At 74.1% G+C, this 25,182-nt stretch carries 19 protein-coding genes; 17 read left to right on the top strand and 2 right to left on the bottom strand.

What is annotated here, in order from left to right; all coding sequences use genetic code 11:
- Positions 1-125 precede the first annotated feature (125 nt).
- The 13 genes from ACYVGT_RS19175 to ACYVGT_RS19235 all read left to right on the top strand — a co-directional run bounded on the left by ACYVGT_RS19175 (position 126) and on the right by ACYVGT_RS19235 (position 14,848).
- Positions 126-1,478 (top strand): PH domain-containing protein, encoded by a 1,353-nt coding sequence (locus ACYVGT_RS19175; RefSeq protein WP_460860303.1) that lies wholly within the window; start codon positions 126-128, stop codon positions 1,476-1,478.
- A gap of 62 nt (positions 1,479-1,540) precedes the next feature.
- A complete protein-coding gene (locus tag ACYVGT_RS19180; RefSeq protein WP_460860305.1) occupies positions 1,541-2,434 on the top strand; it encodes a Rossmann-like and DUF2520 domain-containing protein in 894 nt (297 codons plus the stop codon).
- 138 nt (positions 2,435-2,572) lie between these two features.
- Positions 2,573-3,445, top strand: coding sequence for a pantoate--beta-alanine ligase (gene panC / locus ACYVGT_RS19185; RefSeq protein ID WP_460860429.1), 873 nt, complete (start codon positions 2,573-2,575; stop codon positions 3,443-3,445).
- A gap of 21 nt (positions 3,446-3,466) precedes the next feature.
- Positions 3,467-6,217, top strand: coding sequence for an L-aspartate oxidase (locus ACYVGT_RS19190; protein ID WP_460860307.1), 2,751 nt, complete (start codon positions 3,467-3,469; stop codon positions 6,215-6,217).
- Positions 6,218-6,351: 134 nt separating this feature from the next.
- A complete protein-coding gene (locus ACYVGT_RS19195; RefSeq protein WP_460860309.1) occupies positions 6,352-7,134 on the top strand; it encodes a type III pantothenate kinase in 783 nt (260 codons plus the stop codon).
- Positions 7,135-7,268: 134 nt separating this feature from the next.
- On the top strand, positions 7,269-8,765 hold the full coding sequence (gene lysX / locus ACYVGT_RS19200) for a bifunctional lysylphosphatidylglycerol synthetase/lysine--tRNA ligase LysX (RefSeq protein WP_460860310.1): 1,497 nt from the start codon (positions 7,269-7,271) through the stop codon (positions 8,763-8,765).
- 612 nt (positions 8,766-9,377) lie between these two features.
- Positions 9,378-9,755 (top strand): LuxR C-terminal-related transcriptional regulator, encoded by a 378-nt coding sequence (locus tag ACYVGT_RS19205; RefSeq protein ID WP_460860312.1) that lies wholly within the window; start codon positions 9,378-9,380, stop codon positions 9,753-9,755.
- A gap of 138 nt (positions 9,756-9,893) precedes the next feature.
- On the top strand, positions 9,894-10,439 hold the full coding sequence (locus ACYVGT_RS19210; protein ID WP_460860314.1) for an amino-acid N-acetyltransferase: 546 nt from the start codon (positions 9,894-9,896) through the stop codon (positions 10,437-10,439).
- Between the two features lie 432 nt (positions 10,440-10,871).
- Complete coding sequence (locus tag ACYVGT_RS19215; protein WP_460860317.1) at positions 10,872-11,243, top strand: GntR family transcriptional regulator; 372 nt, start codon at positions 10,872-10,874, stop codon at positions 11,241-11,243.
- Positions 11,240-12,226 (top strand): ATP-binding cassette domain-containing protein, encoded by a 987-nt coding sequence (locus ACYVGT_RS19220; RefSeq protein WP_460860320.1) that lies wholly within the window; start codon positions 11,240-11,242, stop codon positions 12,224-12,226. The genes ACYVGT_RS19215 and ACYVGT_RS19220 overlap by 4 nt, the downstream gene beginning before the upstream one ends.
- The gene (locus tag ACYVGT_RS19225) at positions 12,223-12,981 is read left to right on the top strand and encodes a hypothetical protein (protein ID WP_460860322.1); all 759 of its coding nucleotides are present in this window, start codon (positions 12,223-12,225) and stop codon (positions 12,979-12,981) included. Before ACYVGT_RS19220 ends, ACYVGT_RS19225 begins: the two co-directional genes overlap by 4 nt.
- An 86-nt stretch (positions 12,982-13,067) precedes the next feature.
- A complete protein-coding gene (locus ACYVGT_RS19230) occupies positions 13,068-14,039 on the top strand; it encodes an ABC transporter ATP-binding protein (RefSeq protein ID WP_460860324.1) in 972 nt (323 codons plus the stop codon).
- Positions 14,036-14,848: an ABC transporter permease gene (locus ACYVGT_RS19235; protein ID WP_460860327.1), complete on the top strand. Its 813-nt coding sequence runs from the start codon at positions 14,036-14,038 to the stop codon at positions 14,846-14,848. The genes ACYVGT_RS19230 and ACYVGT_RS19235 overlap by 4 nt, the downstream gene beginning before the upstream one ends.
- Positions 14,849-15,159: 311 nt before the next feature.
- On the opposite strand, the gene ACYVGT_RS19240 is transcribed toward ACYVGT_RS19235, so the two are convergent.
- Entirely contained in the window at positions 15,160-18,585 is a 3,426-nt protein-coding gene (locus ACYVGT_RS19240; RefSeq protein ID WP_460860329.1) for a UvrD-helicase domain-containing protein, read from the bottom strand.
- 586 nt (positions 18,586-19,171) lie between these two features.
- Here ACYVGT_RS19240 and ACYVGT_RS19245 point away from each other — a divergent pair.
- From ACYVGT_RS19245 to ACYVGT_RS19255, 3 genes are all read left to right on the top strand, one after another.
- Positions 19,172-19,411 (top strand): hypothetical protein, encoded by a 240-nt coding sequence (locus ACYVGT_RS19245; RefSeq protein WP_460860431.1) that lies wholly within the window; start codon positions 19,172-19,174, stop codon positions 19,409-19,411.
- A gap of 182 nt (positions 19,412-19,593) precedes the next feature.
- Positions 19,594-19,932, top strand: coding sequence for a histone-like nucleoid-structuring protein Lsr2 (locus ACYVGT_RS19250; RefSeq protein WP_460860331.1), 339 nt, complete (start codon positions 19,594-19,596; stop codon positions 19,930-19,932).
- Positions 19,933-20,547: 615 nt separating this feature from the next.
- Complete coding sequence (locus tag ACYVGT_RS19255; protein WP_460860333.1) at positions 20,548-23,055, top strand: ATP-dependent Clp protease ATP-binding subunit; 2,508 nt, start codon at positions 20,548-20,550, stop codon at positions 23,053-23,055.
- Between the two features lie 157 nt (positions 23,056-23,212).
- Here ACYVGT_RS19255 and ACYVGT_RS19260 read toward each other — a convergent pair whose 3' ends face one another.
- Positions 23,213-24,088 (bottom strand): HhH-GPD family protein, encoded by an 876-nt coding sequence (locus tag ACYVGT_RS19260; protein ID WP_460860336.1) that lies wholly within the window; start codon positions 24,086-24,088, stop codon positions 23,213-23,215.
- Positions 24,089-24,186: 98 nt separating this feature from the next.
- Here ACYVGT_RS19260 and ACYVGT_RS19265 point away from each other — a divergent pair, with 98 nt between their 5' ends.
- Entirely contained in the window at positions 24,187-24,939 is a 753-nt protein-coding gene (locus ACYVGT_RS19265; RefSeq protein WP_460860340.1) for a hypothetical protein, read from the top strand.
- Positions 24,940-25,182: the final 243 nt, after the last annotated feature.

A 25,182-nucleotide genomic window follows, 5' to 3' on the forward strand; every position in this document is an offset into this window, starting at 1 on the left:
ACCCGCCGGCGGGCGCGGCGGGCCGCGCACCCCCTGCTGCGGGCGGGCAGCGGCCCGGGCCGCCGCCGGCTGCTCCGGGCGGATACGGGTACGGACCGGGCGGGCGTCCCGGCGGAAGGCTGCAGATGCTGCCGCCGAGCGGGGGCGGGGCTCCGCCGCCACCGCCGCCGAGCGCTCCACCGCCGCCGCCGGACGTGACGCGCGGGCTGCAGCGGCCGCACCCGGTGACGGTGCTGTTCCAGACGCTGCTGGCGGGGGTGCTGTTCCTGGCGCTGCCCGGGCCGTTCCTGCTGAGCTTCGGCGCGGGCTGGGTGTTCCTGCTCGCCGTGTCGGTGACGTTCGCCGGCGCCGCCTACGCGCTGGTGGCGTGGTGGAACAGCGGCTTCGAGATCCGCGGCGACCACCTCGTCGTGCACGGTGGGCTGATCCGCCGCTCCGCCCGCGAGGTACCGCTCAGCAGACTCCAGGCCGTCGACGTCGTACGGCCGCTCCTCGCCCAGGTCTTCCGCGTCGCCGAGCTGCGCATCGAACTCGCCGGCGGCGACGCCGGCGAAGTCCGGCTGCGCTACCTGTCCCGGCCCGCGGCCGAGCGGCTGCGGGCCGCGCTGCTCGCGCACGCCGCCGGCCTCGCCGGCACCACCCCGGAGGCGCCCGAGACGCCGCTGTACAAGCTGCCGTTCGGCCTGCTGCTCGGCGCGCTCGCCTTCCGGCTGCCGGTGATGGGCGCCTTCCTGCTGTTCATGGCGCTGATGGCGGCCGGCCTCGCGTTCTTCGAGCCGGGCGTGCTCGGCGGCGCGGTACCGGTCCTGCTCGGCCTGTTCCGCGGCTTCATCGGCCCGCTCGTCCGCTACACCGACTTCTACGCCTCGCTCTCGCCGGACGGGCTCCGGCTGCGCTACGGCGCCTTCCAGGCCCGGATGCAGACCGTGCCGCCCGGACGCGTGCAGGCCGTGCGCGTCGTCGAGCCGCTGCTGTGGCGGTCGCTCGGCGTGGCCCGGGTCGAAGCCAACGTCGCCGGCTACGTCGGCGAGCGCCAGATGGACTCCTCGACCCTGCTGCCCGTCGCGCCCCGAGCCCTGGCCTACGCCCTCGTCGACGAGCTCTTCGGCGGGGACGCGGCAGGCGTTGAGCTGCACCCCGCCCGAGGGCAGCGCGGTGCGGCGGCGGGCCACGGCGAGCGGCTCTTCGCCACCCGGCGCGGAGTGCTCTGCCGCACCACCGAGTACGTGCCGCTCGCCCGCGCGCAGAGCATCCGGATGACCGCCGGCCCGCTCGCCCGCCGCCGCGGCACCGCTGCCGTGGCCGTCGACACCCCGCCCGGGCCGATCCGCGCCCAGGCGCCCGGCCGGGCGGCCGGTTCGGCGCGCGCCGCAGTCGACGACATGGCGCGCCGCGGCCAGGAGCTCCGCAGCGCGGGGTCCGGCCCCGAGCGGTGGGCGACCCGCGCGGGTGAACGCCGACCCGGTCACGGTCGGTAAGCTGGGCCGACAGTGTCCGGTACCCGCCCCGGGACCGGAACCGGATTGCGCGAGGACTGCAGATGGGCGTACCCGAGGACACACGCCAGCGGCCGGCGCGGCTGGCCGTGGGCGTCATCGGGCCGGGACGCGTCGGCTCCGCGCTCGGCGCCGCACTTGAGCGGGCCGGGCACCGCGTGGTGGCGGCCACCGCCGTCTCCGAGGAGTCCCGCCGCAGGGCCGCCGAGCGGCTGCCCGAGGCCCGCATCACCGACGCCGCCGCCGTGGTGGACGCCGCCGACCTGGTGCTGCTCACCGTGCCCGACGACGCGCTCGGACCGCTGGTCCGCGGGCTCGTCGAGACCGGTGCGCCGGTGGAGGGCACGCTGCTCGCCCACACCAGCGGCAGCCACGGCTACGGCGTGCTGTGCACCGCCACCGCGGCGGGTGCGCTGCCGCTGGCACTGCACCCGGTGATGACCTTCACCGGCCGCGACGAAGACCTCGACCGCCTGGCCAGCTGCACCTTCGGCGTCACCGCGCCGGAGCCGCTGCGCACCGTCGCCGAGGCGCTCGTGGTGGAGATGGGCGCCGAGCCCGTCTGGATCGACGAGGAGCGCCGCAGCCTGTACCACGCGGCGCTCGCCGGCGGCGCCAACCACCTGGTCACCCTGGTGGCGGAGAGTGCGGCGCAGCTGCGCACGGCCGGGGTGGACGACCCCGGGCGAATGCTCGGTCCACTGCTCGGCGCGGCCCTGGACAACGCACTCCGGCTCGGCATCGACGGGCTGAGCGGACCGGTGCTGCGCGGCGACGCGGAGACGGTCGCCGGCCACCTGTCCGAGCTGCGCACCCATGCCCCGGAAGACGTTCCCGCCTACATCGCCCTGGCCCGGCTCACGGCCGGCCGGGCGATGGACGCCGGCCTGCTCAAGCCGCACGACGCGGAGCGCCTCCTCGACGTTCTCCGCGCGTAGCGGTGCCGCCGGGTGCAGGCGCCATGCCTCCGCCCCCGCCCCTCGGAGCCCCTGCCCGCCTGCCGGTGCTGCCGGAGGCAGCACGCAGGCGACCCGGATCCGCTCCTCCCCATCGGAAGCTCAAGCCGACTGAAGGGCATTCCCCAGATGACCCCACCCGCCCCGCGCGCCCCCGTCGTCGTCCGCACGCCCGCCGAGCTGGACCGGATCCGCGGCGAGCTGGGCAGCATCGCGCTCGTGCCGACCATGGGCGCGCTGCACGCGGGGCACCGCGCCCTCATCGCCGCCGCCCGCGAGCGGGCCGACTCCGCCGTGGTGAGCATCTTCGTCAACCCGCTCCAGTTCGGCCCCGGCGAGGACCTCGACCGCTATCCGCGCACCTTCGAGGCCGACCTGGAGGCGTGCGCCGAGGAGGGCGCCGCCGCGGTCTACGCACCCGCGGTGGAGACGGTGTACCCGGGCGTGCAGCGCGTCACCGTGGATCCGGGCCCGATCGGGGAGGTCCTCGAAGGCGCCTCCCGGCCGGGCCACTTCGCCGGCGTGCTGACCGTGGTCGCCAAGCTCTTCCACATGGTGGGCCCGGAAGCGGCGGTCTTCGGCCAGAAGGACGCCCAGCAGCTCGCCGCGGTCCGGCAGATGGTGCGCGACCTCGCGTTCGGCGTCGACGTGGAGGCGGTTCCCACGCTCCGCGACGCCGACGGGGTGGCCGTGTCCAGCCGCAACGTCTACCTCACCGCCCAGGAGCGGGCCTCGGCGCGTGCGCTCTCCCGCGCGCTGCTCGCCGGCGCCGACGCGGCGCTCACCGGCCCGGTCGGCATCCTCAGCGCCGCCGGCGGGGTGCTCGACGCCGCAGCGGCGGCCGATCCGCCGGTGGAACTGGACTACCTGGCGCTGGTCGACGCGCAAACCTTCGCCCCGGTCCCGGGCGACCACCGGGGCGACGCCGTCCTTGCGGTGGCCGCGCGCGTGGGCGCCACCCGCCTCATTGATAACGTTCCGCTCACACTGTAGAGCCCCCACGAGGAGACAGCGGTGCACACCTCCGCGATCCCCCACCCCCCGCTCCGCCTGGCCGCTCCGGAACCGGGCTGGACCGTCGACGCCGATGCGGTGATCGCGGGGTCCGGCGTCGCCGGGCTCAGCGCCGCACTCGGCCTGGCCCGCCGCGCGCCCCGGGCCCGCATCGTGCTGGTCACCAAGGACCTCCTCGCCACCGGGTCGACCCGGTGGGCCCAGGGCGGTGTCGCCGCGGCCCTCGCGCCCGGGGACACCCCCCTCGCCCACATGGTCGACACGGTCGAGGCGGGCGCCGGCCAGTGCGACCCGCTCGCCGTGCACGTCCTCGCCGAAGAGGGGCCCGGCGCGCTGCGCCGGCTGATCGGGGCGGGTGCCGCGTTCGACACCGGCGCCGGCGGCGACCTGGAGCTGACCCGGGAGGGCGGCCACCGCGCCGACCGGATCGCGCACGCCGGCGGCGACGCGACCGGCGCCGAGATCGAGCGGGCCCTCGTCGCCGCGGTGCGCGCCGAGCCGCGCATCGAGGTCATCGAGCACGCGCTGGCACTGGATGCGCTGCCCGCGCCCGGCTCAGGCGCAGGCGCCGGCGCGGGCCCCGCCCCGGTTGCCGGGGTGACGCTGCACGTCATGGGCGAGGGCGAACGCGACGGCGTCGGCGCGGTGCGCGCCCCCGCCGTGCTGCTGGCCACCGGCGGGTCCGGCCAGGTGTTCGCGACCACGACCAATCCGGAGGTCTCCACCGGGGACGGGACGGCACTTGCGCTGCGCGCCGGCGCCCGCCTCGCCGACATGGAGTTCATCCAGTTCCACCCCACCGTGCTCTGGCTCGGGCCGGGCCGCAGCGGCCGCCAGCCGCTGGTGTCCGAGGCGGTCCGGGGCGAGGGCGCGGTACTGACCGACCTGCGCGGCAACCGCATCATGGCCGGCGTGCACGAGCTGGGCGACCTGGCGCCGCGCGACGTCGTCGCGTCCGCCATCGCGGCCGCCATGGCGGACGGCGGCGACCACGTGCTGCTGGACGCCCGCCACTTCGGCGCCCAGAAGTGGGAGCGCCGCTTCCCGACGATCCTCGCCACCTGCCGCGAGCACGGGATCGACCCGGTCACCGAGCCGATCCCGGTGGCGCCCGCCGCGCACTACGCCTCCGGCGGCGTCGCCGTGGACGTGTGGGGCCGCACCGGGGTGCCCGGCCTCTACGCCGTCGGCGAGGCGGCCCGTACCGGAGTGCACGGCGCCAACCGCCTGGCGTCCAACTCCCTGCTGGAGGGCCTCGTCTTCGCCGAGCGCGCCGCGGCGGCCGTCGCCGACCAGCTCGCGGGCGGTGCTGCGGCGGGCGCCGCGGCCGGGTCTGCCTCCGCTGCCTCCGCTGCCGCCGCGGACCCCGGCCGCACCGCGGACCCCGCTGCACCCGGGCTCTTCGATCCCGGGGCCGTGCCCGAACTGCAGGCGCTCATGGCGCGGCACGCCGGCGTCCGGCGGGACGGCGCGGGCCTGGCCGGCGCGCAGCGCCGCCTCGCCGAGCTTGCACCGGATGCGCCCGGCGCGGTGCCGCCCGGGGTCGCCGCATGGGAGGCGACCAACCTGTTCACCGTCGCCGCCTGCATTCTCGCGGCCGCCCGCGCCCGCGAGGAGAGCCGCGGCGCGCACCGCCGCTCCGACCACCCCGGGCCCCGCCCGGAGCTGCGCCGCACGACCGTGACCGCAGCGCTGGGCGCTGCGGGCCTGGACATCGCCCGGGAGGGCCCCTCCGCCACCGTGCCGCCGCACCTCGCCGCCGCCCTGGAGGCGATCGCGGGGGTGCCCTACGGCACCGCCCCGGAGACCGACCGGACCGCGGCCGGGGCTGCGGCCGAGGGCCCCGCGGCCCGCACCGGCCTCGGCGCCGGCCCGGCGGCGGAGCACGCCGCCACCGTCCTGCGCGCCCTGGCCGAAGACCTCGCTCCGGAGGCACTGGGTACGGCCGCCCCTCCGGCGCCGCACACACTGGCCGACGTCACGACCGCCGCCACCGTCCCCGCCGCTCAGCTGGCGACGGCCGACGTGGTGGCCCGCCGGTCCGGCACGGTCGCCGGGCTGCCAGTGGCCGAACTGGTGTTCTGGCTGGTGGCCGAGGGCGCCGTGCAGGTCGAGGCGCACGCCGCCGACGGCGACCGGGTCGCGGCCGGCGACGTCCTGCTCACCGTGACCGGCCGCACCCGCGACCTGCTTACCGCGGAGCGGACCGCGCTCAACACCCTCACCCACCTGTCCGGGATCGCGACGGCCACCGCGGCCTGGGCCGATGCGCTCGCCGGCACCCGGGCGCGGGTGCGGGACAGCCGGAAGACGCACGCCGGGCTGCGGTCGCTGGAGAAGTACGCGGTGCGCTGCGGCGGCGGGGAGAACCACCGGTTCGGCCTCGCCGACGCGGCGCTGATCAAGGACAACCACGTCATCGCCGCCGGCGGTGTGGAGGAAGCGGTGCACGCGGTGCGCCGCGCCTTCCCGGGCGTGCCGCTGGAGGTGGAGGTCGACCGGATCGACCAGATCGAGCCCGCCCTGAAAGCCGGCGCCGAGGAGATCCTGCTGGACAACTTCACCCCCGCTGAGCTGCGTGAAGCCGTCGCTCTGGTGGCCGGCCGCGCGCGGCTGGAGTCGAGTGGAACGCTGACGCTGGACACGGCCGCCGACGTGGCGGCCACGGGAGTCGACTACCTTGCCGTCGGGGCACTGACGCACTCCAGCCCGGCGCTCGACATCGCGGTGGACCTCCGCCCATCCGGCTGAGTGGCACCGCGCCGCCCCGCCCGCGGGCAGGGCGGCCGCCGTCCGGCAGGACGGCTGCAGCGCCCCGGCCGCGGCACCCGCCCCGGCACCACCGATCGCGCCACCGGCGCGCCCGACCCCCTACGAGGACCGTGATGCTGCTCGCCATCGATGTCGGCAACTCCCACACCGTGCTGGGCCTCTTCGACGGCGACGACCTCGTCGAGCAGTGGCGTGTGGCCACCGAGGCCCGGCGCACCGCCGACGAGTGGACCGTCATGCTCACCGGGCTGACCGGCGGCGCCGGCGGGCCCGCCATCGGCGGTATCGCGCTGTGCTGCTCCGTGCCGGCTGTCCAGCACGAGATGCGCGAGATGTTCCGCCGCGCCTACGGCGACGTCCCCGCCGTCATCGTCGAGCCCGGCGTGCGGACCGGCGTGCCGGTCCGGATGGACAACCCCAAAGAGGTGGGCAGCGACCGGATCATCAACGCACTGGCCGCCTCCCAGCTCTACGGCGGGCCGTGTGTCGTCGTCGACTTCGGCACCGCCACCACCTTCGACGCCGTCAGCGCCAAGGGCGAGTACGTCGGCGGCGCCATCGCACCCGGCATCGACATCTCCGTCGAGGCGCTGTCCCGCCGCGGCGCGCAGCTGCACATGGTGGAGATCGCCCGGCCGCGCTCGGTCATCGCCAAGAACACCGCGGAAGCGCTGCGCTCCGGCATCGTCTACGGCTTCGCCGGCCAGGTCGACGGCATCGTCGACCGGATGGCCGCCGAACTCGCGGCCGGCGGTGCAGCGGCTGACGACGTCACCGTCGTCGCCACCGGCGGGCTGGCTCCGCTGGTGGTCGGCGAATGCGAGACCGTCGACGTCCACGAGCCCTGGCTCACCCTGATCGGGCTGCGGATGGTCTTCGAGCGGAACAGCGGCTGAGCGGCACCCGGCCCGGCTCCGCCGCGCTGCTGCCGGGCCGGCGCGGGGCGGGCGCGTCGCCGCAGCCATGGGGCCGTGCCGGGGCGCTGCGCGGCCGGACCGCTCTCCGCCGAACATGCCCTAGGATCGACGCCGTGAGTGACGTGCTGGACGATTCCTACGACGGCCTGCCCGAACAGATGCGGGTCCGGCGAGAGAAGCTGGACCGCATGCGCGCGGAAGGCATCGACCCCTACCCGGTCGGTTACCCGCGCACCGCCGGAATCGGCGACGTCCGGGAGAAACACGCCGGCCTCGAACCGGACACGGCGACCGGCGAGCGCGTCGCCGTCGCCGGGCGCGTCATGCTCTACCGCACCGGCGGCAAGCTCTGCTTCGCTACGCTGCGCGACGACTCCGGGGACATCCAGGTCATGATGTCCCTGGACAAGCTGGGCCCGGACGAGCTGGCCCGGTGGAAGAGCGACATCGACCTCGGCGACCACGTCGGCGTCGAGGGCGAGGTGATCACCTCGCGCCGCGGCGAGCTGTCCATCATGGCCGACGCCTGGACGCTGACCGCCAAGTGCCTGCGGCCGCTGCCGGAGAAGCACAAGGGCCTGACCGACCCGGAGGCCCGGGTCCGGCAGCGCTACCTCGACCTCATCGTCAACCCCGACGCACGCGAGATGCTGCGCCGCCGGTCGGCCGCGATCCGCTCGATGCGCTCCACGCTGGACCGGCGCGGCTACGTCGAGGTGGAGACCCCGATGCTGCAGCCGGTGCACGGCGGCGCCACGGCGCGGCCGTTCACCACCCACATCAACGCCTACGACCTCGACCTCTACCTGCGCATCGCGCCCGAGCTCTACCTGAAGCGGCTCGCGGTGGGCGGGATCGAGAAGGTCTTCGAGATCAACCGGAACTTCCGCAACGAGGGCGCGGACTCGACGCACAACCCCGAGTTCACGATGCTGGAGTTCTACCAGTCCTACGCGGACTACAACGTGATGGCCGAGGTCACCCGCGAGCTCATCCAGGACGCGGCCGTCGCCGCGTTCGGCTCGACCTCGGTTCCGCGCGGCGGCGAGGAGTTCGACCTCGGCGGCGAGTGGCCGCACGTCACGCTGTACGGCACCGTGTCCGAGGCGCTGGGCGCCGAGGTCACGCCGCGCACCCCGGTGGAGGAGGTGCGCGCGCTGGCCGACGCCCGCGGCGTCGAGTGGAGCCCTGACTGGGGCCCGGGCAAGCTCGTGGAGCACCTCTTCGAGGAGCTGGTGGAGCACACCATCGTGCAGCCCACCTTCGTCCGCGACTTCCCGGTGGAGACCAGTCCGCTCACCCGCCAGCACCGCGAGGACCCGCTGCTCACCGAGAAGTGGGACCTCATCGGCTTCGGCATGGAGCTGGGCACCGGGTTCTCCGAGCTCATCGACCCGGTGGAGGAGCGGCGCCGGCTCACCGGGCAGTCGCTGCTCGCGGCCGACGGCGACGCCGAGGCCATGCAGCTCGACGAGGACTTCCTCCGCGCGCTGGAGTACGGCATGCCGCCGACCGGAGGCGTCGGCGTCGGTATCGACCGGCTGCTGATGGCCTTCACCGGAAAGGGTATCCGGGAAACGATCCTCTTCCCCCTGGTGAAGCCCGAGTGACCTGCGCGGATCTCCGGCCGCAGCGCCGCGGCCGGAGACCGCTGCACCGGCCGATGTTGCCGGATCGTGACCAACTGCGGCCGAGAATGCTCTGGCCGGGCATGGCGTGAACCCCTTTGACCTGCGTAAATGCGCTGCAGGGGGAGGCCTTTTCCGCGTTCTGCCACGTCGGAGGGGCTGTGCTGGGCCCGCGGTCACGGTGAAGGTTCTTTGCGCAGGTCAGTCGCCTCGTCGAGAATTTGTACATCACGCCCTGGTGACGCAGACGAATTGTCATGTCACTCTGGGTGATTTAATTGGTCTTGACGGTCTTTGCCGTCCCGCCTAGCGTTTTCCTCGCGAGCGGAGAAATCCGCGCGCTCCGAGCAGCAGGTTCGTTCCACGACGAGTCGGGGATGGCCCCGCGGTCCGATGCCGCGGTTGTCATTCCCAGGCGTGCGCGTCCATGCGCGGTCTGTCCGTCCCAGACCGCCGCACGGGTCCGCCGCGCCGGAGGTGTGCCCCACGTGCCAGGGGAGCGCTCCTTCCGGTGCGCGGAAGCCCTCCGGGGCACCCGGCGCGCCCGCCGGGAGGCCAGTGGCCTCCGGTCGCCGCGGGCTGCTGCCACGGGTGATGTTCCGCGCTCACCAGAGGATGAGGGAGGACGGAGTGGAACAGGCAACGCTGATTCGCCGTACGGCAAAGGACCACACCAGCCACGGCGCTGCCGGTCTGCACGGGACCGGGCACCCCGCCGGGCACGGGGGCATGGTCCCCGCGTCGGCGATGCCCCGGGAGCCCGGGCCGGCGATCGCCCCGATCGGGCTGACCGAGGAAGAGATCCAGCTGCTCGCGGAGATCGCGACCGGCGTGACCACCGACGTCGCCGCCCGTCGGCTCGAGCTCAGCGCGCGCACGCTGCGCCGCCGGCTGCGCGCGATCTGCGACCAGCTCGGCGTGAACACGCCGATCGAGGCCGTCGTCTGGGCGGCGCGCAAGCAGCTCATCTGACGCAGCTCTCCCCGCAGCGGGCCGGGCGCCGCACCCGTCGGCGCCCGCCGCCCGCCCGCACCGAACCGCCCCGCCGCGGCAAGCGCCCGCGGTGGGGCGGCGTCGTGCCGGGGGCCGGTCGGCTACGCTGATCCGGACATGCACGACCCGGAGATCACGGTCCGCCGCGCCCGGACGCGCGACGTGAGCGCCGTCCGCGCCCTCGTGGACGCCTACAGCGGCCCCCGGCGGATGCTCGCCAAGAGCGCCGTGAACCTCTACGAAGACGTCCAGGAGTTCCTGGTCGCCGAGGCCCGGGGCGGCGGCGAGCGGCGCATCGTGGGCTGCGGGGCGCTGCATGTGCTCTGGGAGGACCTCGCCGAGGTGCGCACCGTCGCGGTCGCCGCCGAGGTGCAGGGGCTCGGCGTGGGCCACCGCCTCGTCGACGGGCTGCTCGACCGGGCCCGCGAGCTGGGCGTGCGGCGCGTCTTCTGCCTCACGTTCGCCACGCACTTCTTCGCCCGGCACGGCTTCGAGCCGATCCAGGGCACCCCGGTCGCTCCGCGCGTCTACGAGGAGCTGCTGCGCTCCTACGACGAGGGTGTCGCGGAGTTCCTCGACCTGGAGCGGGTCAAACCGAACACCCTCGGCAACACCCGCATGCTGGTCCACCTCGACGAGCCCGGAGCGCCCCGCTCCGCGTGAGCCGCGCGCTCTCCGGAGGGCGCCGGCGGCTTCCGTGCGGGTCCGCGCGTCCGCCATGGCGCCACTCCTCTCCTGCCCGCTGCCGCTCTCCGCGCCGGCGCCCGCGGTCCTGGCCCCGCTGCCCCAGAGCGCTGTCCGCGGGGTCCATCGGGCTGCGCCCGCCGCCGCGCGGCGGCTGCCCGGGCTGCGCCGGAGTGCCCTGCCATGCGGCCGGTTCCGTTCACACCGCTCTTCCCGCCGCGCGGCCTTCTATGCCGGATGCGCCCCTTTCCTGTTCTGACCTGGGCTCCCGGGGCGCGGCCTCCGGGGCCGTTCCGCCGCAGTGCCGCGCCAGCGCCGCCGCGGCGCGGCCGACGGAGGCCGCGCGCATTGACGCACCGCGGTTCTTCAGTGCTATGGTTCATTAGTCAAGTAAAGAACCAAGGAGCACCAGTGTTCGATGACCGCAGCCCGATCTACCGGCAGATCGCCGAGCGGATCCGGGCGGACATCCTCAACGGGGTGCTGGCGGCGGACGACCGCGTGATGTCCACCAACGAGTACGCGGCCTTCCACCGGATCAACCCCGCCACCGCGGCAAAAGCGTTCCAGGCCCTCGTGGACGAGGGCGTGCTCTACAAGCGCAGAGGGATCGGCATGTTCGTCAGCCCGGACGCCCGCGACCAGCTGGTCGCCCAGCACCGCGAGCGCTTCTTCACCGACGTGGTCGACCCGGTCGCCGACGAGGCGCAGGCGATCGGCGTCCCCCTCGACGCCGTCATCGACCGGCTGCGCACCCACACCGACCAGGGAGGCGCCCGATGACCGCGCCCGCCACCTCCGCCGGATCCCCGCCCGGGGCCCGGATGGACGGCGTCCGGCTGGACCTCGACGGCACGCCCGTGCTCCGCGGCACCGACCTCGACCTGCCCGGCGGTGCCATCCACGGCCTGCTCGGCCGCAACGGGGCCGGAAAGACCACGCTGCTGTCGGTCCTGGCCGGATTCGTCCGCGCTGACGCCGGCAGTGTCCTGGTCGGCGGCCGGCCGGTCTTCGAGAACGGATCCGTCACCCGCGACGTCTGCCTGGTCCGCGCCGACAGCGACCTGCCCGACGACATCGGCAGCGTGGACGACTTCCTGCGCAGCGCCCGGGCGCTGCGGACCGGTTGGAGCACCGCCTACGAGAAGCACCTCGCCGACCGGTTCGAGCTGCCCCGCAAGCGCGCCGTGAAGGCCCTCTCCCAGGGCCAGCGGGCCATGCTCGGCACCGTGTACGGGCTGGCGTCGCGCGCGCCGCTCACCCTGCTCGACGAGTGCCACCTCGGTATGGACGCGCACGCCCGCAAGGTGTTCACCGACGAACTGCTCGCCGACATCGCCGAGCATCCGCGCACCGTCGTCATCTCCTCGCACCTCATCGACGAGATGGGGCCGCTCTTCGCCGACGTGGCGATCGTCCACCGGGGGCGGATCCTGCTGCAGGACGACGCCGATGCGCTCCGCGCCCGCGGCGCCGCGGTCACCGGCCCGGCCGAGGCCGTTGAGCGTTTCACCGCGGGGGAGACCGTGCTCGGCGAGCGCCGCCTGGGCGGCACCGTCCAGGCCGTCGTCTACGGCGAACTGGACGAGGGGCGCCGCCGCGAGGCGGCCGCAGCAGGGCTCGAACTGGGGCCGATCGGCCTGCAGGAGCTCTTCGTCCACCTCACCACCGACGAAGCAGCCGGCCCCGAGGGCACGGCGGGCCGCGCTGGTACCGCGGGCGCGGGTGCCGGACCGGACCGCGCCGAAGGAGGGACCGACCGATGACCGCATCCACCGCTCCGAGCGGCGCGCCCGGGTCCGCAGCCCGCGAGCCGTCCGGGCGCCCCATCTTCACCTACCTGGTCTCCGGCTGGGCCGCCATCCTCGCCTGGTGCGCGGCGGCCCTCGTGCTGGTGGCCGCCGCGATCACCCTGCTGCTCTCCTGGCGCGTCGACGACTGGGGAGCCGAACCGGTGAGCATCCTGGGCGGCCTCGGCTGGGCGCCCCGGGTCTTCGCCCTGATCATCGGGCTGGGGCTGATCGCGGACCTGCGCCTGATGGTGGTGTTCGGCCGCACACGGCGCGCCTATGCGCGCCAGGCGCTGCTGTTCACCGCCGCCTCCTCCGCGGCGGTGGCGCTGCTCTACGTGCTGCTGGCGGTGGCCGAGGCGCAGCTCTACCAGCTGTTCGGCTGGGAGCCGGACCGGACCGCGGTCGAGGTCTTCGCGCTGCTGCCGAGCCTGTGGCCGACGCTGTGGGTGTGGACCGCGATCGGTGTCATCGGCGCTGCCCTCGCCTACACGCGCGGAACCTTGGGGGTGGTCGCCGCGATGGCGGGAGCGGCGATCGCCGTCGCGGTCGCCGAACTCGCCCTGGGCAGCATGTCCGGCGTGCTCGCCGGCCTGCTGGACCTGGCCGGGCCCTTCGGCCTCACCGAGCCGTCTGCCGCGGTCTCCATCCTGGTGCCCGCCGCCGTCGCTGCGCTCCTCGCGGCTCTGGCCCGCCCGCTGATGCACACCCTGCCCGTCCTGCCCGACTAGGGCGCCCGGCCGCGCCGGCGTCGGCGCGGCCGGGAGCGAGCCCTCCGATCCCCCGACAATCCCCCAACCGAGAGGGGTGAGCCCGCATGTCCGTCATCGATGTCCACCGGCTCCGCAAGCGCTACGGGAGCACCGTCGCCGTCGACGACGTCGGCTTCACCGTGGAGCGCGGCGAGATCTTCGGCATCCTCGGCCCGAACGGCGCCGGCAAGAGCACCACCGTCGAATGCCTCTCCGGCCTGCGCCGGCCGGACTCCGGCGAGGTCGCCGTACTCGGCTACGACCCGGTCCGGGACCGCGGCGCCGTCCGGGCGGTCCTCGGCGCCCAGCTGCAGGAGAGCCGGCTGCCGGACAAGATGCGCGCCGGCGAGGCCGTGGAGCTGTTCGCCGCGTTCTACGCCGATCCCGCCGACCCCGACCGGCTCCTCGGCGACCTCGGGCTGGAAGGCAGCCGGGACACCGCGTTCGAGAACCTGTCCGGCGGCCAGCAGCAGCGGCTCTCCATCGCGCTGGCGCTGGTCGGCCAGCCGCAGATCGCCGTGCTCGACGAGCTCACCACCGGACTCGACCCGCAGTCGCGCCGGGAGACCTGGGCGCTGATCGAAGCGGTCCGCGACACCGGCGTCACGGTCGTCCTGGTCACCCACTTCATGGAGGAGGCCGAGCGGCTCTGCGACCGGATCGCGGTGATCGACCGCGGCCGCGTGGCGGCGCTCGGCACCCCGGCCGAGCTCGTCGGCCAGGCGGGGGTGGGCGAGCGGGTCCGGCTCCGCGTCGACGCCCCGGTGGATGACGCCCTGGTGGCCGCGCTGAGTGCGCTGCCGGCCGTGGGAGCGGTACACCGCGAGGACGGCGGCGCGGTGTCGGTGGAGGGCAGCGGTGGCCGGCACGGACCGCTCGCCGCCGAAGTGGGCCGCGCGGTACACCGGCACGGCGCCGCCGTCACCGAACTCGTAGCCGAGCGCTCCGGGCTGGACGACGTCTTCCTCGCGCTCACCCGGGAGCACGGCGCCGCGGACGGCGCCACCGCAGGCAGCAGCACGAAGGAGGCCGCATGACCACCGCAACCCGCCCGGCACCCGCAGATGCCGGCCCCGCTCCGTCGCTCGGCGCGGCGGGGGCGCTGCGCGCCACCGGCAGGCTGGCCGCCTCCGAGGCGCGGCTGCTCACCCGCAACCTGCCCGATCTGCTGGTCCCGATCGCGATGCCGGTCGGGCTGATGCTGATCCTCGGGATGACCGGAACGGCCGACGGGCCCATCCCCGGGGAGGGCGGCATGTCGGCGATGGAGCTGTTCCTCATCCCCTCCGCCGTGACGATGATCGCCGCCATGATCGGCCTGCTCAACATGCCGGTCACGATGGTGGCCTACCGGCAGACCGGTGTGCTGCGGCGGCTCTCGGTCACCCCGGTCGGCCCCGGCCGGATGCTCGGGGTGCAGCTGGCCGTCAACGCAGTGCAGGCCCTGATCGGCACCGCGCTCGCGCTCACCGTGTTCGCGCTCGTCTTCGACGTGCGGATGCCGGCCGCACCGCTGCTCACCGCGGGCGCGATCCTGCTCGGAATCGCGGCGATGTACGGCATCGGACTGGTCATCGCGTCCTTCGCCCGGACCTACGGCGAGGCGCTCGGCGCGGGCATGGTCCTGTTCTTCGCGACGATGGGGATCGGCGGCGGCGTCACACCGACCGACAACCTGCCGGACTGGCTCGGTGCGATCGGGGAGCATCTGCCGTTCGGTGCCATGGTGAGCCTCGTCGAGGGGTCCTGGACCGACGGCTCGATCGCCGCGGCCCCGGTCGCCGTGCTCGCGATCGCGGCCCTGGCCGGCCCGGCCGTCGCCCGCCTCTTCTTCCGCTGGGAGTAGGCGGAGAAGGCAGGGCAGCAGTACGCTCCCGCGGCGCCCGGAGGACGGCCGGCCGCCGCGGGAGCATCGGTGCGCGGACGGGGGCGGGCGGAGGCGGCAAGGGCGGCGGCAGCCCGAGCTGCCGAGCACCGGAGGGCGGCTCGGTGCCCCCGGCGTCGCTTCCACGGCGGCTCCGCGCACGGTCAGTGCGCCGCCGGCGCCGGACGCCCCGCAGCCCCCGGAACCCGGCCGGGCCGGCCCGCCGACGCGGGCATCCGCAGCAGTGTCCGAGCGGGGCCGCTGCCGCAGCCGATCGCCGAGTCCGGACGCGCTCAGATGAGCCGCAGCTGGCGGTCCTTCGGGCGGCGGCGGGCGGCGGAATCGGCGTCGACCGGCATGGTCAGCTCGGCCGGCAGGTCGGCCAGGAAGGGCGACGGGGCGCGGTCGCGGCCGCCGTCGGGGCCGCGGCGCGCCGGGCGGGACAGGTACAGCCGGTCCTGGGCACGCGTCATCCCGACGAAGAACAGGCGCCGCTCCTCCTGTGCGCGCGCACCGTCGGCCGCGTCGGCGCCCGGCAACCGGAACGGCAGCGTGCCGTCGTCGCAGCCGACTAGGAAGACGACCGGGAACTCCAGGCCCTTCGCCGCGTGCAGCGTGAGCAGCGCGACGCGGTCAGCGCGCGGATCGAGCCCCTCCACCTCGGCCCCCAGCGCCAGTTCGGCGAGGAACGCGTCGAGATCGGCGCCGCACCGCTCGGCCAGCGGGCGCACCAGCGCGGCGGCAGTGCGCAGCGCAACGCGGTCCGCGCCGGCCCCGCTGCCGTCGCCGGAGTCGGCGCCGCCTCCCGATCCGGCCCGGGGAGCACGCGCGATCAGCCGCTGGACGGCGGCATCGACCCGGGCCGCCGCGTCCCGCCCGGGCACCATCGGCAGCTCCGCGGCGAGCGCCCGCACCCCGGGGCGGTCGGCGAGCCGGTCGTGCGTGCGCTTCGCGTAGGGCACCCCGGACGCATCGAGCGCCGCGGCCACCGCCTCGGCCTGGGCCGAGGTCCGGTACAGCACGGCGAAGTCGGCGAACGACAGGGGCGCACCGCCGCAGTCGGGGGCCAGGCCGGCCTCGGCGCCGGTGACCCGGCCGCTGTCCAGTGAGTGGTGCGACGTGCCGCCGAGGAGCCGGTCGATCGAGCGCGCGACGAACGCCGCCTCGCCGCGCGGGTCAGCCGCCGCGTGCAGGCCGATCCGCGGCGGGTCGGTGAAGTCGCCCACCGCGCGCAGCGCGCGTCCCGGCACCAGCGACGACGGTGCGATGGCCGCGATCGCCGCATCCACGATCGCCGCGTTGGACCGGTAGTTGCGGGTCAGCCGCACCTCGGCGGCGGCCGGCCGGTCCCGGGCGAACTCCAGGAAGAAGCCGACGTCGGACCCGCGGAAGGCGTAGATCGCCTGGTCGGGGTCGCCGATCGCGGTGAGGTTGCCGTCCGGCCCGCTCAGCAGGCGCAGCAGCGCGTACTGGTCGGCGTCGACGTCCTGGAACTCGTCCACGCTGACCCACGGCCAGCGCTGCCGGTAGTGCGCGGTGAGTGCGGTGTCGGCCGCCAGCAGCTCCACGGGCAGCCGGACGAGGTCGGCGAAGTCCACCAGGTCGAGCTCGCGCAGGCGCGCGGTGTAGCGCTCCTCGGTGTCGGGCGCCGCCCCGCCGCCGCGCGGTCGCCCGCGCGCGTCAAGGAGCTTGCGCGCCTCGGCCGCGGAGCCGGTCGCCTCCGCGGCCACCGCGAGTGCGCGGTCGGTTCCGGCGACCCCGAAGCCGGCGCTGAGCCCGGCACGCGCGTGCAGCTCGCGGAGGAGCAGCAGGCCGAGGCCGTGGAAGGTGGTGGCGGTGATGCGCTCCGCCGCGCCGCCGAGCAGCTCCGCCAACCGCTCGCGCAGCTCGCCGGCGGCCTTCCGGGTGAAGGTGAGCGCAAGGAACTGCTCTGCGGGCACACCGCGCTCGGCCTCCAGGTGCGCGATGCGGCGGGTGAGCGTGCGGGTCTTGCCCGTGCCGGGGCCGGCCACCACGAGCAGCGGGCCGCCGGGCGCGGAGGCGGCAGCGCGCTGCTCCGGGTCGAGCCCGTCCAGCAGCCGCGGCGCAGGGGAGGCCGCCGGAGCATCGGCGAACAGCGGGGGCTCCGCCCCGCCGGCCTCCGCCTCGGGCGCAGCGTCCGGACCGTCCCCCGGTGGCTCGGCGGGGCCGGCGCCGCCGGTCCCGTCAGCGGGATCGGAAGCGGTCCCGGCCGCCGCGGACGGCAGGGCAGGGCCGCCTGCGCCCTGTGCGCTGGCCGAGGGCCCGTCGGCCGGACCGCCCGCAGGCGGTCCGCCGGCGCCGGGCCCGCCATCCGGCCGGAAGAGGGGCTCCGGCGCGCTCGGGGGAGCGCTGCGGGCGGGAGCGGAAGCGGGGCTGTCCGGCCCGGGCCCGGGCCGGGGGGCCGAGGGTGCGGGGAGGTCGAAGAGCGGGGTGCCGCGGGAGGGCGCCGAGATCTCCTCCGGATCGAACATGCGGATGGTGCCGTACACGCCGTCGAAGCCGGCGTCGCGGCGCACTTCGCCGCGGCGCAGCCGGGCCACCGCCTCGCCGAGCAGTTCGCCGCCTGCGGCGCGGACCTCGGCTTCGGGCAGGTCGAGCAGGATCTCCAGCTCGGGGCCGAGCGCGCCGGCGAGCCGCTGGCATTCGGCCTGCACCCGCTTGCTCTTCGGCCCGACGCCGGCGATCTCGGACACGATCTCCGGGAGCGGCACCAGGTTGACGAAGCCCGCCCGGCCCGGCGGGCGGTACCCGGACGGCCGGTCGGCGAGGTCGGAGACGCGGTGTGCGGTGCCCACGGTCAGCGGGCGGCCGCAGACCGGGCAGCGGCCGCCCGCGGCGCGGGTGGCATCCGGGTCGCACCGGACATCGCAGGCCCGGTGCCCATCGGTGTGGTATTTCCCGTGTTCCGGAAAGAACTCCAGCGTTCCGGCGAAACCGTGCCCGGTCTCCAGTGCCCGGCGGATCGGCGTGAATCCCAGTTCCGCGGTGAACCGGGTGGCCTCGCGCGCCAGCATCGGCGGGGAATGCGCGTCGGAGTTGCTCACCTGGGTGTAGCGGTCGAGGGAGGACACCGTCCAGTTCATCGCGGGATCACTCGACAGCCCGGTCTCGATCGCGAACACGTGCTCGGCGAGATCGGCGTAGCAGTCGGCCACCCGGTCGAAGCCGGATTTCGAGCCGAGCACGGCGAACCACGGCGTCCACACGTGTGCCGGAACGAGATAGGAACCCGGATCGCTGTTGAGCGTGATCTCCAGCAGATCCCGCGAGTCCAGTCCGAGGATCGGTCGGCCGTCCGAGGCGAGATTGCCGATCCGGGCCAAATCGGCGGTGATGGCGTCGGCCGCCGCAAACGACGGCGCGTAGAGCAAATGGTGGACCTTTCGGGTCCGACCGTCGCGCTTATAGATGGTGGAGATCTCCACCGAGAGCATGAAGCGCGGCGGTTTCTGACAGGCTGGCGGCAGTGCGGCGAGCACCGGCCGCTCGATTTCCGGCGCGAGCCGGAACAGCCCCTCCTCGGCCGGAACCAGCTTCTCTCCGAGCTCCGCCCGCCATGCGGGGTGAGTGAAATCACCGGTGCCGACCAGGCCGATGCCCTTGCGGCCCGCCCACAGTGCGAGATGTTCCAGGTCGCAATCGCGGCTGCAGGCGCGCGAGTGCTTGGAGTGGATATGAAGGTCCGCGCGGAACTCCAACGGGCGAGTCCTTCCCAGCGACTTCCGAAGCCCGCGCGGAGAAGGAACTCCGCCTCGGCGGCCGCGGCCGGCGGGCGGCGGCCTTCGGCCCCGGTGCGGGGTGCGCGGGGGCGGGCGCCGTTGCGCCCGATGCCGCGACGCAGCATATGCCAACCTGAGTCGGGCTGCCGGAATGCCGCGGGTAATCTGAAGCCACGCCATGGAGAAGTCGGTCGTTCCGCGCGCCGCACCGGCGCGCGGAATCCTCTGGGAAGCCCGCGGTTAAGGGGGATCGGGAACATGCGGCGGTCTGTGCGGCGGCCCCGCCGCAACGCGGCACCGCGACAGTGCGGGTTCGCTTCCACTAGAGTGCCGGCGCAAATCTGCGGACACTATCGGGGCCGTACTGGAGCCGTAATGGATCTGCGCCCCTCGGTCGGACCATCCGGGTGCCGAAGGTGTCTATGATGTCGGAGTCCCCACCCGCATCCAGCGGGTTTCGCCGGATCGCCGGTACGGCGCCCTTCGGGGCGACCGCAGCGGGCCGCCGCCCCTCTCCGTGGGGTAATTGCTGCATAAAGTAACAACAAGGAAGGGTGTGCGCCTGATGGGTGATGTTTTGTCAGCGCTGATCCCGCCCGCTGTTGTCGCGGCGGTCTTCTGCACCTTCGTCGTGAAGCTGCTCCGCCACGAGATGGCGCCGCGGACGTCAGACGGACGGCGTGTCAGCGAAGCGCGCGAGGACGCGGCGGAAGCCGATGCGAACGGTTCGGGTGGGGAGAAGGGTTCCGGAGCGGCCGATACGGTCGGCTCCGCGCCGCGCGGCGGTGACGACGACGGCAATTGAGCGGCCCCTGCGGATGCTAATCCGGCGTGCTTTAGGGCGCGCTCCGGGTGCGTGCGCCCGGTGCGCCGACCGCGGTTCGGATCCGCGGCGGATATGCACCGCGCCGAGAATTGTCTTCCGTCGCGCATTCGGTTAGCTTTATATTCAGGTGCGCCGCACCTACTGCTGAAAGGTTCGCATCCATGGCACAAAAGGTTCAGGTGCTTCTCGTCGACGATCTCGACGGTGGCGAGGCCGACGAGACCGTTTCGTTCGGTGTCGACGGCACCACTTATGAAATCGACCTCAGCACCGACAACGCCTCGCAGCTGCGCGATGTGCTGGACCGCTACGTGAAGGCCGCCCGCAAGGCGCCGGCCAAGTCGGGCGGCCGCGGCCGCCGGCAGCAGCAGCGGAGCGCGCCCAGCCGCGAGCGCAGCGCCGAGATCCGCGCCTGGGCCAAGGCGCAGGGCAAGCAGGTCAACGAGCGCGGCCGTATCCCGGCCGCCATCGTCGCCGAGTACGAGGCCGCGCAGCGCTGATGCCGCGCTTGCCGCGCACGCGGGAGCCCGGCGCCGGCGGCGCCGCCGGGGCCGCCCGCCCGCCGCCGCGCCGGCGCCGGCCGCTGCGCCGGCAGGCCGTCCACGCTCGCTGAGCGCGGCCTGCCGTGCGCGGTGCCCGGCCCGCCCTTCCCCCTTCCGCCGTTTGCTCCCGGCACTCGCCTACCCCTCCCGGTGCACGGCCCGGCGGTTTGGCCCTTCTTCGCGGCGTTCCCCGGGCCTGGCGCGCGCAGATTGTGCGCAGCGCGGCCTGTTCGCTCAGAGTGAAATTGCAAGCAGGAATGCACGGTCCGCGGCCCCGCCACATTGCACGGGGCACGCGGACCGTTCGCTTGCGGCGTACTCGGAACACTGAAGGCCCGATTGGTAGTTGGATGAGGGTGAACGCCCTATCGTCGGGGAAAGTCTCTGGCAACGGAGTCGGAGGCAACCGGACGATGTGGGATGCGATCGCCGCACCACCGGACCACCGGCGGTGCGGTGGACCGGTGCGGCAGCGCCCGACGAGGGCTTTCACCCCCCGAAGGGCCGAATTGCGGAAAAGCGTGAGGGTCGGAACTCCCGTCCCTGCCTGACCGCTCTGTGAGGAGCGACGACATGTTCGAGAGGTTCACCGACCGCGCACGGCGCGTGGTGGTCCTGGCCCAGGAAGAGGCCAGGATGCTCAACCACAACTACATCGGCACCGAGCACATCCTGCTCGGCCTCATCCACGAGGGCGAAGGCGTCGCCGCGAAGGCACTGGAGAGCCTCGGGATCAGCCTCGAAGCCGTCCGCCAGCAGGTGGAGGAGATCATCGGCCAGGGCCAGCAGGCCCCGTCCGGCCACATCCCCTTCACGCCGCGGGCCAAGAAGGTCCTCGAGCTGTCCCTGCGCGAGGCGCTCCAGCTCGGCCACAACTACATCGGCACCGAGCACATCCTGCTCGGCCTCATCCGCGAGGGCGAGGGTGTCGCCGCCCAGGTGCTGGTGAAGCTCGGCGCCGACCTCAACCGGGTGCGCCAGCAGGTCATCCAGCTGCTCCACGGCTACCAGGGCAAGGAGCCCCAGGCCGCCGGCGCCTCCTCGGAGTCCACGCCGTCGACCTCCCTCGTGCTCGACCAGTTCGGCCGGAACCTCACGCAGGCCGCCCGGGAGAGCAAGCTCGACCCGGTGATCGGCCGCGACTCCGAGATCGAGCGGGTGATGCAGGTCCTGTCCCGCCGGACCAAGAACAACCCGGTCCTGATCGGCGAGCCCGGCGTCGGCAAGACCGCCGTCGTCGAGGGCCTCGCGCAGAAGATCGTCAAGGGCGAGATCCCGGAGACGCTGAAGGACAAGCAGCTCTACACGCTCGACCTGGGCGCGCTCGTCGCCGGCAGCCGCTACCGCGGCGACTTCGAGGAGCGCCTCAAGAAGGTGCTCAAGGAGATCCGCACCCGCGGCGACATCATCCTGTTCATCGACGAGCTGCACACGCTGGTCGGTGCGGGGGCGGCGGAAGGTGCCATAGACGCCGCTTCCATCCTGAAGCCCATGCTGGCCCGGGGTGAGCTGCAGACCATCGGCGCGACGACGCTGGACGAGTACCGCAAGCACCTGGAGAAGGACGCCGCCCTCGAGCGCCGCTTCCAGCCGATCCAGGTGGACGAGCCGAGCATCGGCCACACCATCGAGATCCTCAAGGGGCTGCGGGACCGCTACGAGGCGCACCACCGCGTCTCCATCACCGACTCCGCGCTGGTGGCCTCCGCGCAGCTCGCCGACCGCTACATCAGCGACCGGTTCCTGCCGGACAAGGCGATCGACCTCATCGACGAGGCCGGCTCGCGGATGCGCATCCGGCGCATGACCGCGCCGCCGGACCTGCGCGACTTCGACGAGAAGATCGCCGGCGTGCGCCGCGACAAGGAGTCCGCGATCGACGCGCAGGACTTCGAGAAGGCGGCGTCGCTGCGGGACGACGAGAAGCAGCTGCTCAACTCCAAGGCCCAGCGGGAGAAGGAGTGGAAGGCCGACGACATGGACGTCGTCGCCGAGGTGAACGAGGAGCTCATCGCCGAGGTCCTGGCCGCCTCCACCGGTATCCCGGTGGTGAAGCTGAGCGAGGAGGAGAGCTCCCGCCTGCTCCGCATGGAGGACGAGCTGCACAAGCGGGTCATCGGCCAGGAGGACGCCATCAAGGCGCTCTCCCAGGCGATCCGGCGCACCCGCGCCGGCCTGAAGGACCCGAAGCGGCCCGGCGGCTCGTTCATCTTCGCCGGCCCGTCCGGTGTCGGTAAGACCGAGCTGTCCAAGACGCTCGCCGAGTTCCTCTTCGGTGACGAGGACTCGCTGATCCAGCTGGACATGTCCGAGTTCATGGAGAAGCACACGGTCTCCCGGCTCTTCGGCTCGCCGCCCGGATACGTCGGCTACGAGGAGGGCGGCCAGCTCACCGAGAAGGTGCGCCGCAAGCCGTTCTCCGTGGTCCTCTTCGACGAGATCGAGAAGGCCCACACCGACATCTTCAACTCGCTGCTCCAGGTGCTGGAGGAAGGGCGGCTCACCGACGCCCAGGGTCGCAACGTCGACTTCAAGAACACGGTCATCATCATGACCACCAACCTCGGCACCCGGGACATCTCCAAGGGCGCGGCCATGGGCTTCGCCAAGGAGGACGACGAGAAGACCAACTACGACCGGATGAAGGCCAAGGTCCAGGAAGAGCTCAAGCAGAACTTCCGGCCCGAGTTCCTCAACCGCGTCGACGACGTCATCGTCTTCCACCAGCTGACCGAGAAGGAGATCATCGAGATCGTCGACCTGATGATCGCCTCGCTCGACACCCGGCTCAAGGACCGCGACATGGGCCTGGAGCTGCGGCCGGAGGCGAAGAAGGCGCTCGCCGAGCGCGGCTACGACCCGGTCCTGGGCGCGCGGCCGCTGCGCCGCACGATCCAGCGGGAGATCGAGGACGCGCTGTCCGAGAAGATCCTCTACGCCGAGCTCAAGCCCGGCCAGATCGTGGTGATCGACGTGGAGGGCGAGGGCAGCGACGCGAAGTTCACCTTCACCGGTGTGCCCAAGCCGGATGCGGTGCTGGAGACCCCGCAGGTCGAGACCGCGGCGGGCACCGGGGACTGACCGGCAGGACCCGGCCGCACCGCACCGCGGCCGGTCCGCCGATCGCATTCCGCGCAGTGGCGGGGGCGGCTCCCGAGAGGGGGCCGCCCCCGCCTGCTGTGTCCGGCCTCTGCCGTGCGGGTTGGTGGACCGGCGGGTCGGTGGGCCGGCAGGCCGGTCAGCCGGGCAGGGCGTAGCGGCCGTCGTCGAGCGGGTCGACGAGCCCGTCGGCAACCAGGGCGTCCAGTGCGCGCTCGCGCTGCACCGGCTCGTCCCAGACCGCGTCCAGCGCCGGCTTCGCGACCGGTCCGGCGGAGTCCCGCAGGACCGCGAGCAGGCGGCCGCGGACCTGCCGGTCGGTGCCGGCGTACTTCTGGCCCACCCGCGGCGGGCCCTGGTGCGGCGGATGCCCCGCGGCGCGCCAGGCGCACTGGTGCGCGATCGGGCAGGCGCCGCATTCCGGTGCGCGGGCGGTGCAGACAAGCGCGCCGAGCTCCATCGAGGCGGCGCCCCACCGCACCGCGGTGTCCGGATCCTCCGGCAGCAGCGCGTCGGCGAGCCGCCATTCCGCGCGGCTGGGGGCCTTCGGCGGGTACTGGACACCGGTGTGCGCCCGGGCCAGAACCCGGCGCACATTCGTGTCCAGAATCGAGTGCCGCTTCCCGAACGCGAAACCGGCGACGGCGGCCGCAGTGTAGTCGCCGATGCCGGGCAGGGCGCGGAGCTCCGCGTGCTCGGACGGCACCGCGCCGCCGTGCTGCTCAGTGATCGCGCGGGCGCACGCGTGCAGGTTCAGCGCGCGGCGGGGGTAGCCCAGCCGGTTCCACATGCGCACAGCCTCGCCGGGGGCCTCCGCGGCAAGGTCGGCCGGCGCGGGCCAGCGGGCCATCCACGCCTCCCACGCGGGCAGCACGCGCACCACCGGTGTCTGCTGCAGCATGATCTCGCTGACCAGGATCGACCAGGGGCTGGCATCAGGGTCACGCCAGGGCAGTTCCCGCGCGTTCGCCGCGAACCAGGCCAGAACGGGGGTGGAATAAGGGTTATGGATCATGCGCAATCGTGCTCGCGGAACGGCGGGTTGAGTAGGTGCCGGGCGGCGGAAACCGGAATACTACGCCCATGGCGTCAAGTGCTGGACACCCGGGACCGGTGAGCCCTGGGACGTATTGGAAGCGTCGGGTCTTCGTCCTCGTCGGCCTGCTGGCCATAGTGACGTTGATCGTGTATGCGTGCCGGCCGTCGGCCTCCGACGACGATCCGTCGGGCGCAGCGGGCTCCTCGCCCGCCGCCTCGCCGACCGCGGACGCTCCCTCCAGTGTGCCACCGTCAGCGTCTCCCGACCCCAGCCCGAGCGCAAGTCCGTCTCCCTCCGAGGAGGCGTCCGGCGAGGCCGGCGGCGGAGGCGGGGCCGGCGGCGACGGCGACGGCGGCGAGGACGGCGGCGAAGACGACTCGGGCGGCTCCGGCCGGGACGAGGGCTACCCGGAGCCGAAGAAGGCGAGCGACGAGTGCCGCCCGTCCGACATCGTGCTCACCGTGGACACCGACAAGGCCGACTACGCGTGGGACGGCAAGCCGAAGCTGGAGCTGAAGGCGGTCAACACCGGCGACCAGACCTGCACGCTCGACCTCGGCCCGGACACCGTGGAACTGCGCATCACCTCCGGCGATGACCGGGTGTTCTCCACCCGCGACTGCGCCGAGGCCGAGGACGCCGAGAAGACCGAGCTGGAGCGCGGGGTGCCGGCCGAGCACACGGTCACCTGGGACCGCAGCCGCTCCTGGGACGACTGCCGCGACTCCGGTGCCGAGGCCAAGCGCCCCGGGACCTACGTGGTGACCGCCAAGGGCGACTACGCCGCCGGTGAAAAGACCGAGCGGTCCGTCTTCCGCCTCAACTGACCCGCCGCCGCGCCCGGCATGCCGGGCGCGGCGGACGCCCGGCCCGGAACCCGGCTGCCGCTCGCGGGGGAGCCGCAGCGCGGTGGCCGCCCACGCGCATCGGCGGGGTGCTCCGCCGGCAGGACGGAGCGGGCAGCGGCCGTCCGCAGGCTCGGAGAGCGGCGGCGCCCGGCTTCCCGGCCCGCCGGCCCCCGGGCCGTCGCCGGGTGTGCACGGAAGACCCGGCCGGGGCCTGCCGGGGGC

It is taken from the genome of Nocardiopsis coralliicola (assembly GCF_054779695.1).

Bases quoted from the DNA above. Each gene is read 5' to 3' on its own strand.
- ACYVGT_RS19220 (WP_460860320.1), top strand. From the start codon at position 11,240: ATGACCGCGCCCGCCACCTCCGCCGGATCCCCGCCCGGGGCCCGGATG.
- ACYVGT_RS19230 (WP_460860324.1), top strand. From the start codon at position 13,068: ATGTCCGTCATCGATGTCCACCGGCTCCGCAAGCGCTACGGGAGCACC.
- ACYVGT_RS19250 (WP_460860331.1), top strand. From the start codon at position 19,594: ATGGCACAAAAGGTTCAGGTGCTTCTCGTCGACGATCTCGACGGTGGC.
- ACYVGT_RS19175 (WP_460860303.1), top strand. From the start codon at position 126: ATGCTGCCGCCGAGCGGGGGCGGGGCTCCGCCGCCACCGCCGCCGAGC.
- ACYVGT_RS19225 (WP_460860322.1), top strand. From the start codon at position 12,223: ATGACCGCATCCACCGCTCCGAGCGGCGCGCCCGGGTCCGCAGCCCGC.
- ACYVGT_RS19180 (WP_460860305.1), top strand. From the start codon at position 1,541: ATGGGCGTACCCGAGGACACACGCCAGCGGCCGGCGCGGCTGGCCGTG.
- ACYVGT_RS19195 (WP_460860309.1), top strand. From the start codon at position 6,352: ATGCTGCTCGCCATCGATGTCGGCAACTCCCACACCGTGCTGGGCCTC.
- ACYVGT_RS19205 (WP_460860312.1), top strand. From the start codon at position 9,378: ATGTTCCGCGCTCACCAGAGGATGAGGGAGGACGGAGTGGAACAGGCA.
- ACYVGT_RS19235 (WP_460860327.1), top strand. From the start codon at position 14,036: ATGACCACCGCAACCCGCCCGGCACCCGCAGATGCCGGCCCCGCTCCG.
- ACYVGT_RS19260 (WP_460860336.1), bottom strand. From the start codon at position 24,088: ATGATCCATAACCCTTATTCCACCCCCGTTCTGGCCTGGTTCGCGGCG.
- ACYVGT_RS19255 (WP_460860333.1), top strand. From the start codon at position 20,548: ATGTTCGAGAGGTTCACCGACCGCGCACGGCGCGTGGTGGTCCTGGCC.
- ACYVGT_RS19245 (WP_460860431.1), top strand. From the start codon at position 19,172: ATGGGTGATGTTTTGTCAGCGCTGATCCCGCCCGCTGTTGTCGCGGCG.
- ACYVGT_RS19210 (WP_460860314.1), top strand. From the start codon at position 9,894: ATGCACGACCCGGAGATCACGGTCCGCCGCGCCCGGACGCGCGACGTG.